This window comes from Janthinobacterium sp. BJB426 (genome assembly GCF_002735705.1).
GTDB lineage: Bacteria > Pseudomonadota > Gammaproteobacteria > Burkholderiales > Burkholderiaceae_D > Janthinobacterium.
The window spans coordinates 49,017-67,968 of sequence record NZ_PDZL01000005.1 but is presented as its reverse complement, the minus strand read 5'-3'; the positions used below and the strand labels follow the sequence as shown (position 1 = coordinate 67,968).

At 63.6% G+C, this 18,952-nt stretch carries 21 protein-coding genes; 18 read left to right on the top strand and 3 right to left on the bottom strand.

The annotated features are described in order from the left end of the window. The first annotated feature begins 130 nt into the window (after positions 1-130). From flhB to CSQ93_RS10210, 9 genes are all read left to right on the top strand, one after another. Positions 131-1,324: a flagellar biosynthesis protein FlhB gene (gene flhB / locus CSQ93_RS10250; RefSeq protein WP_099377960.1), complete on the top strand. Its 1,194-nt coding sequence runs from the start codon at positions 131-133 to the stop codon at positions 1,322-1,324. Next, on the top strand, positions 1,321-3,417 hold the full coding sequence (gene flhA, locus CSQ93_RS10245; RefSeq protein ID WP_099377959.1) for a flagellar biosynthesis protein FlhA: 2,097 nt from the start codon (positions 1,321-1,323) through the stop codon (positions 3,415-3,417). Before flhB ends, flhA begins: the two co-directional genes overlap by 4 nt. Positions 3,418-3,686: 269 nt before the next feature. After that, entirely contained in the window at positions 3,687-5,015 is a 1,329-nt protein-coding gene (gene flhF, locus CSQ93_RS10240) for a flagellar biosynthesis protein FlhF (protein ID WP_034754102.1), read from the top strand. Further along, positions 5,008-5,871, top strand: a complete 864-nt coding sequence (locus CSQ93_RS10235) for a MinD/ParA family ATP-binding protein (protein ID WP_099377958.1) — start codon at positions 5,008-5,010, stop codon at positions 5,869-5,871. The genes flhF and CSQ93_RS10235 overlap by 8 nt, the downstream gene beginning before the upstream one ends. Before the next feature lie 45 nt (positions 5,872-5,916). Next, on the top strand, positions 5,917-6,648 hold the full coding sequence (locus CSQ93_RS10230; protein ID WP_035821402.1) for an RNA polymerase sigma factor FliA: 732 nt from the start codon (positions 5,917-5,919) through the stop codon (positions 6,646-6,648). Next, positions 6,630-7,376, top strand: a complete 747-nt coding sequence (locus CSQ93_RS10225; protein ID WP_099377957.1) for a flagellar motor protein — start codon at positions 6,630-6,632, stop codon at positions 7,374-7,376. The genes CSQ93_RS10230 and CSQ93_RS10225 overlap by 19 nt, the downstream gene beginning before the upstream one ends. A gap of 16 nt (positions 7,377-7,392) precedes the next feature. After that, complete coding sequence (motD, locus tag CSQ93_RS10220; protein WP_099378177.1) at positions 7,393-8,169, top strand: flagellar motor protein MotD; 777 nt, start codon at positions 7,393-7,395, stop codon at positions 8,167-8,169. A gap of 50 nt (positions 8,170-8,219) precedes the next feature. Continuing rightward, entirely contained in the window at positions 8,220-8,582 is a 363-nt protein-coding gene (locus CSQ93_RS10215) for a translation initiation factor Sui1 (RefSeq protein WP_099377956.1), read from the top strand. 43 nt (positions 8,583-8,625) lie between these two features. Continuing rightward, positions 8,626-9,501, top strand: a complete 876-nt coding sequence (locus tag CSQ93_RS10210) for a hypothetical protein (RefSeq protein ID WP_099377955.1) — start codon at positions 8,626-8,628, stop codon at positions 9,499-9,501. Positions 9,502-9,519: 18 nt separating this feature from the next. Here the strand turns inward: CSQ93_RS10210 and CSQ93_RS10205 are convergent, their stop codons facing one another. From CSQ93_RS10205 to flgA, 3 genes are all read right to left on the bottom strand, one after another. Beyond that, entirely contained in the window at positions 9,520-9,987 is a 468-nt protein-coding gene (locus tag CSQ93_RS10205; protein ID WP_099377954.1) for a flagella synthesis protein FlgN, read from the bottom strand. Between the two features lie 8 nt (positions 9,988-9,995). Continuing rightward, positions 9,996-10,304, bottom strand: coding sequence for a flagellar biosynthesis anti-sigma factor FlgM (gene flgM, locus CSQ93_RS10200; RefSeq protein ID WP_034787161.1), 309 nt, complete (start codon positions 10,302-10,304; stop codon positions 9,996-9,998). Positions 10,305-10,415: 111 nt separating this feature from the next. Next, positions 10,416-11,111, bottom strand: coding sequence for a flagellar basal body P-ring formation chaperone FlgA (flgA, locus tag CSQ93_RS10195; protein ID WP_099377953.1), 696 nt, complete (start codon positions 11,109-11,111; stop codon positions 10,416-10,418). A gap of 191 nt (positions 11,112-11,302) precedes the next feature. On the opposite strand from flgA, the gene flgB reads away from it, so the two are divergent. The 9 genes from flgB (at position 11,303) to flgJ (ending at position 18,886) form a co-directional block, all read left to right on the top strand. Beyond that, complete coding sequence (gene flgB / locus CSQ93_RS10190) at positions 11,303-11,755, top strand: flagellar basal body rod protein FlgB (RefSeq protein WP_034754084.1); 453 nt, start codon at positions 11,303-11,305, stop codon at positions 11,753-11,755. 2 nt (positions 11,756-11,757) lie between these two features. Next, positions 11,758-12,159, top strand: a complete 402-nt coding sequence (gene flgC, locus CSQ93_RS10185) for a flagellar basal body rod protein FlgC (RefSeq protein WP_071075845.1) — start codon at positions 11,758-11,760, stop codon at positions 12,157-12,159. A 15-nt stretch (positions 12,160-12,174) separates the two neighbouring features. Next, on the top strand, positions 12,175-12,870 hold the full coding sequence (locus CSQ93_RS10180) for a flagellar hook assembly protein FlgD (protein ID WP_099377952.1): 696 nt from the start codon (positions 12,175-12,177) through the stop codon (positions 12,868-12,870). 53 nt (positions 12,871-12,923) lie between these two features. Then, positions 12,924-14,471, top strand: a complete 1,548-nt coding sequence (locus tag CSQ93_RS10175) for a flagellar hook protein FlgE (RefSeq protein ID WP_099377951.1) — start codon at positions 12,924-12,926, stop codon at positions 14,469-14,471. A gap of 60 nt (positions 14,472-14,531) precedes the next feature. After that, positions 14,532-15,275 (top strand): flagellar basal body rod protein FlgF, encoded by a 744-nt coding sequence (locus CSQ93_RS10170; RefSeq protein ID WP_035821385.1) that lies wholly within the window; start codon positions 14,532-14,534, stop codon positions 15,273-15,275. Positions 15,276-15,347: 72 nt separating this feature from the next. Further along, positions 15,348-16,130: a flagellar basal-body rod protein FlgG gene (flgG, locus tag CSQ93_RS10165; protein ID WP_034754070.1), complete on the top strand. Its 783-nt coding sequence runs from the start codon at positions 15,348-15,350 to the stop codon at positions 16,128-16,130. 50 nt (positions 16,131-16,180) lie between these two features. Further along, positions 16,181-16,831, top strand: a complete 651-nt coding sequence (locus CSQ93_RS10160) for a flagellar basal body L-ring protein FlgH (protein ID WP_099377950.1) — start codon at positions 16,181-16,183, stop codon at positions 16,829-16,831. 2 nt (positions 16,832-16,833) lie between these two features. After that, positions 16,834-17,949, top strand: a complete 1,116-nt coding sequence (locus tag CSQ93_RS10155) for a flagellar basal body P-ring protein FlgI (RefSeq protein WP_099377949.1) — start codon at positions 16,834-16,836, stop codon at positions 17,947-17,949. A gap of 10 nt (positions 17,950-17,959) precedes the next feature. After that, positions 17,960-18,886, top strand: a complete 927-nt coding sequence (gene flgJ / locus CSQ93_RS10150; RefSeq protein WP_099377948.1) for a flagellar assembly peptidoglycan hydrolase FlgJ — start codon at positions 17,960-17,962, stop codon at positions 18,884-18,886. The last annotated feature ends 66 nt before the right edge of the window (positions 18,887-18,952 follow it).

Here is an 18,952-nt window from a genome sequence, read left to right as displayed (position 1 = left end):
AGAGTAAAGGAAATGCAGGGGATTTGCCCCCCTGTTCCGCCGATGGCAAGCAGGCACTTGACTCGATAATGCTCCATGCCCAGTCCGTATTGCGCCTAGCCAGGCTGCAGGACTTCACCGGAGTTGATTGATGTCGGAAGACAGCGACGCAGAAAAGACCGAAGCCGCGTCACCGAAGCGCCTCGAGCAGGCGCGTGAGGAAGGCGACGTTCCGCGATCGCGTGAAGTGGCAACGTTCACTGTGTTGATGGCGTCCGGCTGCTGCCTGTGGTTTGCCGGCGACGCCATCGTGCGGCGGCTGACGGCTGTCATGGTTTCCGGCCTGACCCTGGATCGCGAGCAGATCCTCAATCCCGACGCGATGATGTTGCGCATCGGCTACGACGTGGGCTCCGTCTTGCTGACTTGCCTGCCGTACGCGCTGGCCATCATGCTCGTGGCCCTGGCCTCGCCCGTGCTGGTGGGCGGCTGGCTGTTCAGTTCCAAGGCGTTCACCCCCAATTTTGGCAAGCTCAACCCGATTCGCGGCCTGGGCAATATGTTTTCGAAGAATGCGCTGGTGGAATTGCTCAAGGCCATCGCCAAGACCCTCGTCGTCGGCGTCGTCGCCTGGATGGTGATGCAGCATCAAAAGGATGCCGTGCTGGGCTTGTCGGTGGAATCCCTGCGCGCCGGCTCGGCTCATCTGATCAGCCTGCTGATCACGGCCTTTTTGCTGATCGTCGGCGCGCTGGGCCTGATCGCCGCCATCGACGGTCCATACCAGATGTGGCATTACGCCAACAAGATGAAAATGTCCTTGCAGGAAGTCAAGCAAGAGTCGAAAGAATCGGACGGCAATCCGCAGATCAAGGCGAAGATACGCCAGATGCAGCATGAAATGTCGCGCCGCCGCATGATGGCCGATGTACCGACGGCCGACGTGGTGGTGACCAATCCTACCCACTACGCGGTGGCCTTGAAATATGGCGAGAATTCGCGCGGCGCGCCGCAGGTGGTGGCCAAGGGCATCGACGAGGTGGCGGCGAAGATCCGCGAACTGGCCGGCGAGCACAAGGTCGCCATCCTGGAAGCGCCGGCCCTGGCGCGCGCGCTGTACAAGCATACGGACATCGGCGACGAGATTCCCGAAGCGCTGTATGGCGCCGTGGCCGAAGTGCTGGCCTATGTGTTCCAGCTGCGCAGCTATGGCAAGGGCCAGGGCGAGCGTCCCGACAAGCCGAAGAAACTCGACGTGCCGCCCGAGCTCGACCCGCAGAATCCCGCATCACAGACACCGCCCGCAACTGGCGCAGCAGACAAGAATAAAGGAAGTACACCATGAACGGCCTGAGAATGCCAGCCTGGCTCAGTGGAATGGGTGGCAACGCCAGCAAGGGCATCGCCGCGCCTATCATCATCATCATGCTGCTGGCGATGATGGTGCTGCCGTTGCCGGCCTTCATCCTCGACATCTTCTTCAGTTTTAATATCGCGCTGTCCATCATCGTGCTGCTGACGGCGCTGTACACGGTCAAGCCGCTCGACTTCATGGCGTTCCCGACCATTTTGCTCGTGTCGACCATGCTGCGCCTGTCGCTGAACGTGGCGTCCACGCGCGTGGTGCTGACGGAAGGCCATACGGGCGCCGACGCGGCCGGTAAAGTGATTGAAGCGTTCGGTCACTTCTTGATCGGCGGCAACTACACGGTCGGTATCGTGGTTTTCATTATTTTGACGATCATCAACTTTACCGTCGTGACCAAGGGCGCGGGCCGTATCGCCGAGGTGGGCGCCCGCTTCGCGCTGGACGCGATGCCCGGTAAACAGATGGCCATCGATGCCGACCTGAACGCCGGCCTGATCGGCGAAGACGAAGCGCGCCGCCGCCGCACGGAAGTGGCGCAGGAAGCGGAATTCTATGGCGCCATGGACGGTGCCAGCAAATACGTGCGCGGCGACGCCATCGCCGGCATCATGGTCACCGTCATCAATATCGTCGGCGGCTTGCTGGTGGGCTTGCTGCAGCACGACATGGGCTTTGCCGATGCGCTCAAGAACTACACCCTGCTGGCCATCGGTGACGGCCTGGTGGCGCAGATTCCTTCGCTGATCATTTCCACGGCGGCCGGTATCGTCGTCTCGCGCGTGGCCAGCGAACAGGACATCGGCACCCAGCTGGTAGGGCAATTGTTTGCGAAACCGCAAGTGCTATATATTACCGCCGGCATCATCGGCGGCATGGGCTTGATTCCCGGCATGCCGAACATGGTCTTCATCCTGCTGGCGTCGCTGCTGGCCGGTTCCGCCTATCTGATCAGCAAAAAACGCACGCAGGAAAAAGAGGCGGCCGAAAAGCCGGCCGAAGTGCCGCAGGCAACCGTGGCGCCCGAGCAGGAAGAAGCCAGCTGGCAAGACATCATGCCCGTCGATACCCTGGGCCTGGAAGTGGGCTACCGTTTGATTCCCCTGGTCGACAAGACGCAGGGCGGCGAATTGCTCAAACGCATCAAGGGCATCCGCAAGAAGTTTGCCCAGGAAGTGGGCTTCCTGGCGCCGCCCGTGCATATCCGCGACAACCTGGAATTGAAACCGTCCGCCTACCGCATCACCCTCAAGGGCGTGGAAGTGGGCGTGGGCGAAGCGTTCAACGGCCAGTTCCTGGCGATCAACCCCGGCATGGCCAGCGGCACCTTGCCGGGCGTGGCCACCAACGACCCCGCCTTCGGCTTGCCCGCCACCTGGATCGACGCCAGCCTGCGCGACCAGGCCCAATCGATGGGCTACACGGTGGTCGATGCGGGCACCGTGGTGGCCACGCACCTGAATCACCTGATCACCTCGCACGCTTCCGAGCTGCTGGGCCGCGCGGAAGTGCAGTCGCTGCTCGACCACCTGGGCAAGGATGCCCCGCGCCTGGTGGAAGATCTGGTGCCGAAGATGCTGTCGCTGTCGACCTTGCAAAAGGTGCTGCAGAACCTGCTGGCCGAGGGCGTGCACATCCGCGACATGCGCAGCATCATCGAAACCCTGGCCGAGCATACGGTCAGCACGCAAGACCCGAATGAACTGACGGCGCTGGTGCGCGTGGCCCTGGGCCGCGCCATCGTGCAGCAATTGTTCCCCGGCTCGGCCGAACTGTCCGTGATGACCCTGGACAGCCGCCTGGAGCGGCTGCTGATGCAAGCGATGGGCAATGGCGGCGATGGCGCCGGCATCGAGCCGGGCCTGGCCGACACCATCGCGCACCAGGCGGGCCTGGCTGCCCAGCAACAGGAAGCGCTGGGCCTGACGCCGGTGCTGCTGGTGCCGGCGCCGCTGCGCGCCCTGCTGTCGCGCTTCCTGCGCCGCGCCTTGCCGCAGCTCAAAGTGCTGTCGCATGCGGAAGTGCCGGAAACCAAGACGATCCGCGTCACGGCCCTGGTGGGCGCGCAGTAGTTGCGTTAAGCGGCACGTAGGGGCGGTCCCGGCGGGATCGACCCTCGATCCTTGCTTTTGGTCAAATAAACATCAATTTCCTCCCGGCAAACTGAATAACGGGTACTTTCCCGTCCTGTTCCTTCGATCATTTCCTGTAAGCATCGCTAATAATGGAAACTGTCCGGGTGATCTGTGTCCATGTGGAAGACAGCACTCAAGCAACAGGAGTCGACGATGGTCACACAGTTCAGCCAATATTGCGCCACCCCCGCCTTGGGAGGCCGGTCATGAATGTGAAGAAATTTACGGGCGCCTCGTCGCGCGATGCGCTGCGCAAGGTGCGCGAAGCGCTGGGCCCCGACGCCGTGATCCTGTCGAACCGCCAGGCCGATGGCGTGGTGGAAATCCTCGCGCTGGCCAATGACGATGCCGCTTCGCTGGCGTCGCCGCCGGCCGCCTCCGAAATGGCCCAGCCCCGTCCCCAGTTGCAGACCCAGTTCGCCACGCCGCAGCGTCCTGCCGCCCCGGCCCAGCGCCCGGCCGCGCCACGTCCTGCCGCGCCGCGCCAGGCTGCCTCCGAGCCAGTGGACATGGCCCGCATGCAGCAGATGATGGCCAGCGCGCTGGCGCACGTCAAAGAGAACGCCGCCGCCGAGATGAGCGGCATGATGAATGAAATCCGCGCCATGCGCGGCATGATGGAAACTCAGCTGGCGGAAATCTCGTGGGGTTCGACGCAGCAGCGCGAGCCGCAAAAAGCCGTCGTGCTGCGCGAAATGCTGGCCGCCGGTTTTTCGGCCAGCCTGGCGCGCTACCTGATCGACAAGTTGCCGGCCGGCCTCGATGGCGCGCAAAGCATGCGCTGGATCAAGACCGTCCTGAGCCGCAACCTGAATACTGTGGCCAATGAAGACGCCATGCTGGAGCAGGGCGGCGTGTTTGCGCTGGTCGGCCCGACCGGTGTCGGCAAGACCACCAGCACGGCCAAGCTGGCGGCCCGCTGCGTGATGCGCCACGGCCCGGAAAAGCTGGCCCTGATCACCACGGATGCCTATCGTATCGGCGCGCACGAACAGCTGCGCATCTACGGCAAGATCCTCGGCGTGATGGTGCATTCGGTGAAGGACGAGGCGGACTTGCGCATCGCCCTGAAGGAATTGAAGAACAAGCACACGGTGCTGATCGATACGGTGGGCGTGAGCCAGCGCGACCAGATGGTGACGGAACAGGTGGCCATGCTGTCGGGCGCCGGCGCCGACGTGAAACGTTTGTTGTGCCTCAATTCCACGGCGACGCAGGAAACGTTGAACGAAGTGGTGCGCGCCTACCAGGGCAGCGGCCTGGCCGGCTGCATCATGACCAAGCTCGATGAAGCGGCCTCGATCGGCAACGTGCTCGACGTGGTGATCCGCCAGAAGCTGAACCTGTTTTATGTGTCGAACGGCCAGCGCGTGCCGGAAGACCTGTACCTTGCCGACCGCGGCTACCTGATCGACCGCGCCTTCAAGCTCAAGCGCGATTCGGCGGCCACGCAGTTTTCCGATGCCGAACTGCCGCTGCTGATGGCGCAGGCGGCCGCCCGCAACAATGAAGCGCGCGGGGTGCACCTTGGCTAATTTCGATTTCGACCAGGCCGAAGGCTTGCGCCGCATGCTGGCCGGCCCGCAGCCGCGCGTCATGACGTTCCTCTCGGCCACGCCGCAGGACGACAAGGGCGCCATGCTGGTCAACCTGGGCGCTTCGCTCGTCTACGGCGGCAATGACGTGCTGCTGCTCGACGCCAGCGGCGGCAGCGATGGCGTGGCTGCGCGCCTGGGCCTGGCGCACGGCGCCAGCCTGCGCGACGTGGCGCGCCAGCAGTGCGGCTTGAACCAGGTCATCCACCAGGTGCCGCAAGGCTTCGGCGTGGCCAGCCTTGGCGCGCGCAACCATTTGATGGACAGCATGGACTATGCGGGCGAGGACGAACTGCGCCGCCTGGGCAAGACTTTCGACGTGCTGGCGCGCCAGAGCGGCATCGTGCTGGTCGACGGCGTCGTGGCTGACGAGGGCGCCTGTTTCCCCGTGCCGCTGATGGCTTCGTCCGATATCGTCGTGCAAGTGTCCACCAGCGCCACCTCGATCAAGGCGGCGTACTGCCTGATCAAGCGCCTGAGCCAGGAACTGGGACGCCGTCCCTTCGGCATTCTCGTCACCGGCGCTTCCGAATCCGAAGCAAAAGTGGTATACGATAATATGGCGCAGGCGGCGAGCCGCTATCTGGCCGTGAAGCTGACCTCGATGGGTTCGGTGCCTGCCGATGAGTATCTGCACCGCGCGGCGCGCCTGGGCCGCAGCGTGGTCGATGCGTTTCCGCTGGCGGGCGCGTCGGTGGCGTTTCGCGGACTGGCCGAGCGGCTGGCCCGTTCGGCGGCGCCGGTACTTGGCGGCACCTTGTACCAGACGGGGAGCCCACACCAGTTCAGCGCCTGAAGCCAACCGTAGCACCAGATAAGATGAGAAAACAATAAGCAGCCTATGTACACGGTCAAAGGGAAATCGAACAAGGACTATTTGCTGACGGAGCACATTCCGCTGGTGAAGCGTCTGGCGCACCATATGAAGGCGAAATTGCCGCCTTCGGTCGAGGTCGATGACCTGATCCAGGCCGGCATGATCGGCCTGCTCGATGCCATCAGCCGCTATGAAGAGACGCATGGCGCGCAGTTCGAGACGTATGCCGTGCTGCGCATCCGCGGTGCCATGCTCGACGAATTGCGCACCAGCGACTGGCTGCCGCGCAGCATGCGCCAGAACATGCGCAAGATCGAAGAGGCGATGAGCACCTTGCAGCAGCGCCTCGGCCACCCGCCGACGGAGTCGGAAGTGGCGAAACTGCTGAAAATGTCGCTGGCCGACTACCAGGAAATGCTGGGCGACGGCGGCGGCCACCAGCTTGTGTACTACGAAGACTTTCATGACCCGGACGGCAATGACAGCTTCCTCGACCGCCATTGCGTGGACGAGGACAGCGACCCCTTGCGTTCCCTGCTCGATACCGATTTCCGGCAATCCGTGATCGATGCCATCGACGCGCTGCCGCCACGCGAGAAAATACTCATGGGCCTGTACTACGAAGAAGAGCTGAACCTGAAGGAGATCGGCGCGGTGATGGGCGTGTCGGAATCGCGCGTCTCGCAGCTGCATACCCAGGCCGTCGCGCGCCTGCGCGCAACCTTGAGGGAGCTGGCGTGGACTGGTCCAGCGTAATCGGGCTGGCGCTGGCGCTGGCGGGCCTGTTGGTCGGCCAGGCACTGGAAGGCGGCAAGATGGCCTCCCTGCTGCAGCCGGCCGCCTTTGCCATCGTCATCGTCGGCACCTTCGGCGCCGTGCTGCTGCAAACGCGGCTGCGCACTTTTGTGCGTGGCCTGGAAATGTTGCGCTGGGTCTTCCTGCCGCCGTCCGACACGCGCGCCGCGCTGGCGCGCGACATCGGGCAATGGAGTCTGACGGCGCGCCGCGACGGCCCGCTGGCGCTCGAGCGCCTGATGGAAAACACGGCCGACCGCTTCAACGCCAAGGGTTTGCGCATGATCGTCGACGGCATCGCGCCCGACAAGCTGCGCCAGCTGCTCGACGTGGAAATTTCCGCCTACGAAATGGCCGAGCGCCAGGCCGTCAAGGTGTGGGAATCGGCGGCCGGCTATTCGCCCACCATCGGCATCCTGGGCGCCGTGCTGGGCTTGATCCACGTCATGGAAAACCTCACCGACCCGAGCAAGCTGGGCAGCGGCATCGCCGTGGCGTTTGTCTCGACGATTTATGGCGTGGGCCTGGCCAACCTGCTGTTCCTGCCGGTGGCGAATAAACTCAAGGCCATTGTTTCGCGCCGGGTGCTGCAATACGAAATCACGGCCGCCGTGCTGTACGACATCGCCACGGGCGACCATACGCGCATCATCGAAGAGCGCGTCGCCAGCCTGCTTCACGAGCACTGAGCGAGCACTGACCATGATGCGGCGCGCGCGCAGAAAGTATGACGAGGAACCGGACAACCAGGACCGCTGGCTGATCTCGTATGCCGACTTCATCACCCTGCTGTTCGCCTTTTTCGTCGTGATGTATGCGATTTCGCAAGTCAACGAGGGCAAATACCGCGTCTTCCAGAACGCCATCGGCCAGGCCTTCAGCCTGGAAAAGGGCGCGCCGCCCATCATCATGGAAGCGCCACAGGCCATCCCGCTGCCGAACCCCGCCCTGAAACGCCGCACGGAAGCCATCCGCCGCGAGCGCGAACACATGACGCGCCTGGCGCAGGACCTGACGTCGACCCTGGCGCCGCTGGTGAAGGAGGGCAAGGTGCGCGTCACGCAGACGAGCCGCGGCGTGAGCGTGGAAATCAATGCCAGCGTGCTGTTCGACCCGGGCGCGGCGCGGCTGACGACTGAGTCGGACCAGGCCTTGCGCGCCGTGGCCGTGCTGCTCAAGGACGACACGCACGACGTGCAGGTGGAAGGGCATACGGACGTGCAGCCGATCAGCAATTCCAATTTTGCCTCGAACTGGGAATTGTCGGCCGCGCGCGCCAGCGCCGTGGTGCGCCTGTTCATCGCCAGCGGCGTCAAGGCTTCGCGCCTGACGGCCGTGGGCCACGCCGACAATATTCCCGTGGCGCCCAACGAAACGGCGGAAGGGCGCGCGCGTAACCGCCGGGTCGCCGTGACGATTTTGTCGGGCATCCCCGAAACGGTGACGGAAGTGCCGACGGCGCCGGTGGCACCAGCCAATTGAACGCCGCCGCTTGGTACAATCGCGGCCTTCTCTCTTTTTATCTCTTCCTCATGAAAAGCAGCTCCCTGGACGGTCTCGTCTATTCCACCGAAACGGGCCGTATGTGTCCCGCCTGCCGACAGCCGCTGGCGCAATGCGCGTGCAAGGCGCAAGCCAAGGCGGCGCCCTCCGGAGACGGCGTGGTGCGCGTGTCGCGCCAGACCAAGGGCCGCGGCGGCAAGAGCGTCACCGTGGTAAAAGGCTTGGCGCTGGACGCCATTGCGCTGGCCCTGCTGGGTAAGCAGTTGCGCACGCAGTGCGGTTCGGGCGGCACGGTCAAGGATGGCGTGATCGAAGTGCAGGGCGACCATGTGGACACCATCCTGGCCGCGCTGGCCAAACTGGGCCACCAGGCGAAAAAGGCCGGCGGCTGAGAGTGCACAGGCGTGCGGCCCACTGCCGCGCGCCTGTGGTAACGTGCGCTTCCCATCCACGCGCATCCTCACCATGAACGTCAAATTCACCAGCATCGCCATCGCCGCCGCCATCGCGGCAGTGCTGGCGCTCGTGTACTGGCCAGCACCCGACGGCGGCGCGCCGGAATCTGTGGCCAGCGCTGCGCCGGGGCGCAGCCTGGAATCGTATTTGAGTATCGATGCTTCCGTCCCTGCGGCTGAAATGCCCGTTGTCGTTTCCCTGGCGCAACGGCTCGAACGCCTGGGCGCCAGCGGCAGGGCGGAAGACGCGTATGCGGCCTTCAACCTGATCGACGACTGCATCGTCTTCCAGCGCGAAAGCCGCTTGCCGGGCATGGAATTCGAGCTGGGGCGCGAGATGACGGCGGAAGAAAAATCCGCCCAGCAGCAGCTGTGCGGGGGCCTGACGCAGCGCCAGCGCGAGGATCGCCTCGGCTACCTGGCCACCGCCGCGCAAGGCGGCGTGCCCGGTGCGGCCACCCTGTTCCTGTCGGAAGGGCCGTTCGGCGACCGCAGCGCGCTGCGCAACCGTCCCGACGATCCGCTGGTGCAGGCGTGGAAGCGGCAAGCCATCGCCCAGCTGACGGCGCAGGCGGACGCGGCGGAGCTGAGCAGCGTGGCTACCCTGATGATGGCCTACCTGCGCGATGGCGAGGTGGTGCAGAAGGATGCGCCGCAAGCGTATGGCTACCTGCTGGCCCTGCGCCAGGTCTACGACGATATCCTGGCGCCCGGCGTCACGAATCCGTATCAGGACGAGTACTGGCACTGGCTGCAGGCCGAACTGACGCCGGAGCAGCAAGCGGCCGCCAGCGCCAGGGCGCAAGCCATCGTGGCGAAATATCGCCAGCACGCGGGGCGTCCCGCGCACGGTTGAACTGGTCAATAAGGGAAACTAGCCGATGACGACGCGCCGGCTGGCCGTGTTGGTCGTTGGCTGGCCACTGGGGCCGTAGAAATTGCCGCTTTGGGCCGGGGGGCGCATGGCGTTCAGGGCGCCTTGCGTATGTACCATGTGCTTGTTGACGAGCAGGCTGTTCAGGCGGTTCTGTTCCTTGGCTTCGCGCGTCGTCTCGAGCAGGGCTTTCCACAGGGGCGCCGCTTCGGCTTCATTGGCGCCGACCAGCCAGTCTTCCATGCCCGCTTCGGCGGCCATGAAGCCGGCTGCCGCCAGCGCCTGATGGCGTTGCGCCGCCAGCTGGCTCAATTGTCCTACGAGTGCCGTCTTGCGTACGGTGAGCTCCGTGATTGCATCGATGTCAGCCGCAACCAGATGCCGCTGTTCTTCTTTCATCAATGCCAGCAATGTGGTCATGAGCTGTTGCTCGTCGCGCAGGCTGGAAAACGGAGTCACTGATTGCATGAGGGAACCTATCTATTTCGTGAGTGCAGCAAGTCCTTGACCGTGTCGAGGAGACCGTCCGCCACTTTTTCTGAGTTGACCTGGAACTGGCCGTCGGCGATCGCCAGCTTGATGCGTTCGACTTTTTTCGTGTCGAACACGGCGCCGCTGCCGGCAGTTGCACTGGCCGCTAATGCCTGTCCTTGCGGCGACAGGCGTACATTGTCCGACGTTGTCGGTGTTGCCTGGGCTTTCTCGGCATTCCGGGCGCCGGAGGTACTCGCGGGCGCCACCGGCAGGCCGGGATTGCTTTTAATGGTGTTGTCGGTAATTTTCACAGCGTGATCCTCGTCTGGTCGAAGTCAAAAAACTCCGGGATATGTGTCATTATCGGCACCTTCTTCCGAAACTTTAGTGCGCCAGACCACAATATCGCTGTCCATCCGTGTTTAGAACGCCACCTCCACCATGCCGCCAGCCCGCGCCACGCCGCTGATCTGCTGGCCGCTCTGCGTGCGTACCTGCACCGTCTGGCCATCGCCGGCACTGCCGATGGCGCGTCCTTCTGATGCCACCTGGAAACCATTGCCACTGGAAACGACGCGCACCAGCTGGCCCTGCATCACCACCGGCTTGCGGCGCAGGGTGTCGAGGCGCATCGGCGTGCCTGGCGGCAAGGAAATATTCGTGCTGGCGCCCACCACCTGCGCCATGTCGGTAGCGATGCCTGCCGGCAATGCGGCCAGGTCGCCCTGCATCGTCACCAGCTGGCTGGCGTCGATGGCCTGGCCTTGCGCCAGCGGCACGGCGCTGGCCACGTAGTCGCCCACGACGGCCACGTTCGCTTGCAAATAAATGGTCCAGATGGAGGGCGCCGTGCAGCGCACGCCGACGGTGGTCTTGCCCCAGGCGCGCGCGCCCGGCGCCATGAACGCTTGCGGCGCGGGGCAGGCGGCCAGGTTCAGGCGCGGATCGACGGCGCCGACGGTGATGGTCACCTTGCCCGGCAAACCGTTGCTTTGCACCTGCAGGAACTGGTCCACGCTGTTGCGCAGCGCTTCCGGCGTTTGCCGGCCGGCGTTTTGCGCCTGCGCCAGCAGTGGCAGGGCGGCAAAAGCAAAGAAGAAAGCGAGCGGTGTTTTCATGGTGATAGGCCTCTGGAATACTGCCATGATAGTGCGCGCCGCCCCGTTCGAAGCGCCGATTAAGGGGTAAAAGTACGGTCTGATCCGGCGATGGTCTTGCTGGTGGGCGCCGTACTATGTTTCCTGTCATCACTATACCGCCATCCTTCCGCCATCTCGGGCGCCAGTGGCAGATCTTTCCGGAGCCTGACATGATAGGGAAACTCGACGATTACATGCGCTTCAACGAGACGGCGCTGAGCCTGCGCTCGACGCGCCAGGAATTGCTCGCCTCGAACATCGCCAATGCCGACACGCCCAACTACAAGGCGCGCGATGTCGATTTCGCCGCCGCGCTGAAGGGCGCGATGGCGCGCAAGGACGGCGTGCCGCCTGCGCTGAAGGGCACGGCGCCGCAGCATATGCCGGGCAAGGGCGTGGCCGCCGCAGCGGGCGCAGCCGGTGGCGGCAAGGTCGAGACCCTGGCCGACGGCACGCCGTTGCTGTACCGCGCGCCGGCCCAGGGCGCCGTCGATGGCAATACGGTCGACATGGATCTCGAGCGCAATGCCTTTGCCGACAACGCCATCCGCTACGAGGCGGCCGTGACGTTCCTCAACTCGCAGATCAAGGGCATGCTGACGGCCATCCAGGGAGGACAATAATCATGTCGCTATTTAATATCTTCAATGTTTCCGGTTCGGCCATGAGCGCCCAGGCGCAGCGCCTGAACACGGTGGCCAGCAATCTGGCCAATGCCGACAGCGCCACCAGCGCCACGGGCGAAGCCTACCGCGCCAAGCAGGTGGTGTTTGAAGCCGTGCCCATGGCCAATGGCGCCACGGCCGTCAAGGTGCAGAAGGTGATCGAAGACCCGTCGCCGATGAAGCTGGTCTACGACCCGAAGAACCCGCTGGCCGACGAGAAGGGCTACGTCACCATGCCCAACGTGAATACGGTCGACGAGATGGTCAACATGCTGTCGGCTTCGCGCTCGTACCAGACCAACGTGGAAACCATGAACGCGGCCAAGTCGCTGCTCCTGAAAACCCTCACCCTCGGCCAATAAGGCTGACTGATCATTATGGCAACCATCGATACCAGTACCTCTAAAATCACCGACCTGATGGCGACGATGAATCCGAAGAAGACGACGGCCGAGCCAGGCAGTGTCGAAGCGGAAACGAACAAATTCCTCACCCTGCTGGTCACCCAGCTGAAAAATCAGGATCCGATGAATCCGCTGGACAATGCGCAATTGACCAGCCAGTTGGCTCAGCTGTCGACGGTAACGGGCGTCAACAAGCTCAATACCACCGTGGAAAGCTTGAAAGCCAGCTACCAGCAAGCCGAATCGATGCAGGCGGCCAACATCATCGGCCATGGCGTGTTGACGGCGGGCAAGGATATCAACCTGAGCAAGAGCGCCGCACTGCTGGGCGTGGACCTGGCCACGCCAGCCGACAAGGTCAAGGTCGTCATCTACAAGGATGGCAAGGAAGTCCATTCCATCGACCTGGGCGCACAGGCGGCGGGCACCTTGCCGCTGGGCTGGAACGGTTCCACCGCCGATCTCGACAAGGATGGCAAGCCGGTCGTGCTGGCTGACGGCGCCTACACCTTCACGGTGGAAGCGTCGCGCGGTGGCACAAAGCTCAAGGATGCAACGGCGCTGATGTTCGGATCGGTCGCTAGCGTGTCGACGGGCGCGAATGGCGTGAAATTGAATGTGCCGGGCGTGGGCAGCATCACCATGGCCGACGTGAAACAGATTCTGTAAGCCGCTTACCCTGAGCGTGACCCTCTACCCCTAATTTCTACCAGGAGAACACAATGTCTTTCCAACAAGGCCTGAGCGGCTTGAATGGCGCCGCCAAATCGCTGGACGTCATCGGCAACAACATCGCCAACTCGTCGACCGTAGGTTTCAAGCAGTCGCAGGCCCAGTTCGCCGACATTTATGCCAACTCGCTGTATGGCGTGGGCGGCAACCAGGCGGGGATCGGCGTGTCGGTGTCGCAAATCGCCCAGCAATTTAACCAGGGTAACCTGGAATCGTCGTCGAATCCCCTCGACATCGCCATCAATGGCGCCGGCTTCTTCCGTACCAGCGTCAACGGCGCCATCCAGTACTCACGCAATGGCCAGTTCCAGGTCGACAAGAGCGGCTTCATCGTCAACGCCCAGCTGGCGCAGCTGACCGGCTATCCGGCCGACGCCAACGGCAAGATCGTCGCCGGCGCCATGGTGCCCCTGCAGATCGACCAGTCGGACATGAAGCCCCAGGCAACGACCAAGATCAGCACGGAAGTCAACCTCAATTCGAATACGGCCATGCCGACCACGGTGCCGTTCAAGACAACGGAAGACACCTCGTACGGCAAGTCGTTTCCCGTGGAAGTCTTCGATTCGCTGGGTAATTCCCACATCATGTCGAATTTCTACGTCAAGACGGGCACCAACACCTGGGATGTCTACTCGGCCATGGACGGCACGGAAGTGACCAGCATGAAGGCAGCGGCCGCCCTGCAGACGGACGCCGCCTCGCTGGCCGCGCGCGCCGCCTACCAGGCCGCCGCCACGGCCGTGCCGCTGGTGCCGGCCAATGTGACGGCCGCCGCCGTCGCCTATGGCAATGCTGCCGGTGCCGCCGTCTCGGCCGCCGCCGCCGCCGCAGGCGCCACACCGGCGCAACTGGCCGCCATCGCCGCCACCTATGGCAGTGCCGTGCCGAATGGCATCAACTCAAGCCGCACGCCCGACCAGATCGACGCGGCCATCCGCGCCGTCACCAATGTGCCAGCCGTCAAGACCGGTTCGCTGGTCTTCAACACCGTCGGTACCCTGGACCGGGCCGCCATGCTGGCCCTGACGCCGCCGCAAACCCTGCCCGTCACCGTCAACCTGCCGATCTTCCCGGCCACGGGCGCGAATCCGACCCTGTCGGTCCAGGTCGACTTCACCAAGTCTTCCCAGCTGGGCAGCGCCACGGCGGAAAAGAAAACGGAAGCGGACGGCTACAAGGCCGGCCAGCTGAGTCAATTCATCGTGGGCGACGACGGCATCATCCAGGGCCAGTACAACAATGGCAAGACGCGCAGCCTGGGCCAAGTGGTGTTGAGCAACTTTGTTAACCCGAACGGCCTGGAACCGCTGGGCAATAATGCCTGGGTGGAAAGCTCGGCTTCGGGCAAGCCCGTCACGGCCGAGCCCAAGACGGGCAACCTGGGCAACTTGCGCGCCTCGGCGGTGGAAGTGTCGAACGTCGACCTGACGGCGGAACTGGTCAACATGATCACGGCCCAGCGCGCCTACCAGGCGAATGCGCAGACCATCAAGACGCAGGATTCGGTCCTGCAGACCCTCGTCAACCTGCGTTAAGAGTAAGGGGAGCCGTTCTGCCGGATGGCTCCCGGCTTTCGTTTTGCACGGAGAAAACACATGGACCGTCTCATCTACACCGCCGGCTCGGGCGCCAAGCACATCCTCGACAAGCAGGCGACCACGGCGAATAACCTGGCGAACGCCACCAGCACGGGTTTTCGCGCCCAGCTCGACTCGTTCCGCGCCGTGCCCGTGGTGGCTGACGGCATGATGCCGACGCGCACCTTCGTCGTCGATTCGACGGTCGGTTCCGATTTCACGCAAGGTCCGATGCAGCACACGGGCCGCGCGCTCGACGTGGCGGTGGAAAATGGCGGCTGGATCGCGGTGCAGTCGGCCGACGGTTCCGAAGCCTACACGCGCAACGGCGCCTTGAAACTCAATGAAAATGGCATGCTGCAAACGCAGTCGGGGCTGATGGTGCAGGGCGATACGGGCCCGATGGCCATTCCGCCCGGCGTGACGGTGGCCATTGCCAGCGACGGCACGGTGGGCACGATTTCCACGGACGTGCCGCCGGGCCCGTCGACGGTGCTGGGGCGCATCAAGCTGGTCAATCCGCCCGAGCAGCAACTGGTGCGCGGCGATGACGGCCTGTTCCGCCTGAAGGATGGCACGGTGGCGCAGGCCGACCAGGCCGTCAAGCTGACCACCGGTGCCCTGGAGGGCAGCAATGTCAGCCCCGTCGACTCGATGGTCAGCATGATCGCCCTGGCGCGCCAGTTCGAAACGCAAATGAGCCTGTTGAAGAATGCCGAGAATAACGCGGCGAAAGCCACCCAGATCCTCGCTTTGAATTGATAGGGGCCACCGCATAATGGTCACATAGAAATAGTCTACAGGGCTGGTTAGCGCTGTTATTGGAGAAAAATCATGATTCGTTCCCTTTGGATTGCCAAAACCGGCCTGGAAGCGCAACAGACGCAGATGGACGTGATCGCCAATAACCTGGCCAACGTCAGCACCACCGGCTTCAAGAAGTCGCGCGCCGTGTTTGAAGACTTGCTGTATCAAAACGTGCGCCAGCCGGGCGCGCAATCGTCGCAGCAAACGCAGCTGCCATCGGGCTTGCAGATCGGCACGGGCGTGCGCACCGTGGCTACCGAACGCATCCATACGCAGGGCAATCCCCAGGCATCGGGCAATTCGCGCGACGTGATGGTCAACGGCACGGGTTTCTTCCAGGTGCTGATGCCGGACGGCGCCACCGCCTACACGCGCGACGGCTCGTTCCAGACGGATGCCAACGGCCAGCTGGTGACCTCCGAAGGTTTCGTCATCCAGCCCGCCATCACCGTGCCGACCAATGCGCTGAGCCTGACCGTGGCGCGCGACGGCACCGTTTCCGTTACCTTGCCCGACACGGTGGCGCCATCGCAAATCGGCTCGTTGCAGCTGACCACCTTCGTCAACCCGGCCGGCCTGGAATCGAAGGGCGAAAACCTGTACATGGAAACGGGCGCTTCCGGCGTGGCGCAAACCAACACCCCGGGCACGAACGGCGCTGGCGTGCTGATGCAGGGCTATATCGAGACGTCGAACGTCAACGTGGCCGAGGAAATGGTCAACATGATCCAGACGCAGCGCGCCTACGAGATCAACAGCAAGGCCATCACCACATCCGATCAAATGCTGCAGAAATTGTCGCAACTTTAATTTTCATAGTCGTCATGCCATCCGCCGCCGGATGGCAGCGGAGGTTCGCCATGCAATACCCCATCATCGCTTTGTTCTCTGCAGTCCTGCTGTCCGGCTGCGCCATCACGCCTACGTCCATCGTGCAATACCCGACCACCACGCGCGCGCCGATGCCGGAACCCGTGGTCGTCAACAACGGCTCCATCTACCAGCCGTCGACCTACCGTCCCGCCTTCGAAGACCGCCGCGCGCGCCACGTGGGCGACACCATGACGATCGCCATCACCGAGCGCACGAATGCCGTCAAGGCGGGCGCCAGTTCCGGCAACAAGTCGGGCAGCGTGGGCTTCAGCACGCCCGGCTTCGCCCAAGGCCGTTTCGGCGGCACCGTGGCGGCAAATGGCGCGACGAAATTTGCCGATGGCGACAACCAGTCCGCCAGCAACACTTTTAGCGGCACGATCGGCGTGACGGTGATCGAGGTATTGCCAAACGGCAACCTGATCGTTGCCGGCGAAAAACAGATCGCCATGAACAAGGGCACGGAATTCATCCGCTTCTCGGGCATGGTCAATCCGGACACCATCGGCACGGGCAATGTCGTGCCCTCGACCCAGGTGGCCGAAGCGCGCGTCGAATACCGCACCAACAGCCAGATCGACCGCGCCGAGATGGCTTCGATGGCCTCGCGCTTCTTCCTCAGCCTGCTACCTTTCTGATCATGGCAACTTTTACCTTTTCCCGCTTTGCCGCCATTTTCGGCCTGGCCATCTCTCTGCTGGCGCCCATGGCGCAGGCCGAGCGCATCAAGGACCTGGCCAGCATCGCCGGCGTGCGCCAGAATCAGCTGATGGGCTATGGCCTCGTCGTCGGCCTCGACGGCAGCGGCGACCAGACCACGCAAACCCCATTCACCATCCAGAGCGTGGCGGCGATGCTGCAGCAGCAGGGCATCAACTTGCCGCAAGGCACCAGTTTGCAGCTGAAAAACGTGGCCGCCGTGATGGTGACGACGGCCTTGCCCGCGTTTGCCCAGCCGGGCCAGTTGCTCGATGTGACGGTGTCGTCGATGGGTAATGCGAAAAGCTTGCGCGGCGGCACTTTATTGATGACGCCCTTGAAGGGCGCCGATGGCCAGGTGTATGGCATGGCGCAAGGCAACGTGCTGGTGGGCGGCGTGGGCGCGCAGGCGGCCGGCAGCTCCGTTGTCATCAATCACCTGAGCGTGGGACGTATTTCTGGTGGTGCTACCGTCGAGCGCAGCGTGCCGTCAGTGCTGGGCGCCAACAACACCATCCGCCTGGAATTGAACGCCACCGATTTTGCCACCGCCAGCCGCGTGGTCGACGCCATCAACAGCCGCTACGGCGCCGGCACGGCCGCCGCGCTCGATGGCCGCGTGATTCAGGTGCAGTCGCCCAGCGGCAGCGACCAGCGCGTGTCCTTCCTGGGCCAGCTGGAAAGCATCGAAGTCAACCCGGCCCGCCTGGCGGCCAAGGTCATCATGAACGCGCGCACCGGTTCCGTCGTGATGAACCAGTCCGTCACCCTGGAAACGTGCGCCATTTCGCACGGCAACCTGTCCGTCACCATCAATGTCGAGCCGCAAGTGAGCCAGCCGGCGCCCTTGTCGGGCGGACGCACGGTGGTCACGCAGACGGCGCAGATCGATATCAAGAAGGAACCGGGCAAGGTCATGCTGGTCAAGGGTGGCGCCTCGCTGTCCGACGTGGTGAAAGCCCTCAACGCCATCGGCGCCTCGCCACAAGACTTGCTGGCCATCCTGCAGGCGATGAAGGCGGCCGGTTCGCTGCGCGCCGAACTTGAAATCATTTGATGGACACGCCATGATCAGTCAAACCGACCTCAGCAATACCGCCGCCTATGACGTGAAAGGCATGGATGGCTTGCGCCAGTCCGCCAAGGCGAAGGACCCCGCCGCCCTGAAAGAGGCGGCCACGCAATTCGAAGCCATGTTCATCAACATGATGATGAAAAGCATGCGCGAAGCGACGCCGCAAGACGGCATCATGGATAGCCAGCAAAGCAAGATGTACACCTCGATGCTGGACCAGCAGACGAGCCAGAACCTGGCCAAGCGTGGCACGGGCCTGGCGGACGTGCTGATCCGCCAGCTGTCGTCGTCGAACCAGGCGCTGGCCGCCGATGGCGCCGAAGCGCCGTCGCCCCGGTCATCGAGCATGGCGCAGGCGCTGGCCGCCTTCCGCCAGCAGCAGGGCGCCCTGACGGATGGCGCCGGCAGCGCCGCCGCCACCGGCAAGACCCTGAGCGACAAGGCCAACGCCACGCAGGCGCCGCACGTGCGCGCCTTCCAGGAAAAACTGGGCGTGCATGCGGAAGAAGCCAGCCGTGCCACCGGCATCCCGGCCAAGTTCATGCTGGGCCAGGCGGCACTGGAAACGGGCTGGGGCAAGCGCGAAATCATCGCCCGGGACGGCAGCAGCAGCCACAACCTGTTCGGCATCAAGGCATCCAGCGACTGGAAGGGCAAGGTCACGGAAGCCGTCACCACGGAATACGTGAATGGCAAGGCGCAGCGCAAGGTGGAAAAATTCCGCGCCTACGACAGCTACGCGGACAGCTTCAAGGACTATGCGCAGTTGATTACGAACAACAAGCGCTACGAGAAAGTCCTGGCCAGCGCGGGCGACGCCAGCACGTTCGCCCACGGCTTGCAGAAAGCCGGCTACGCGACGGACCCGAATTACGCTGCTAAATTGACAAAAATCATTAAAAATTCGCTGGTCGGTTAAGCCACCGCCATACCCCTGTGCAGGCCGCGCGCTTCAAGTTTTCGCCGCGGCTGCCGTAAATACATT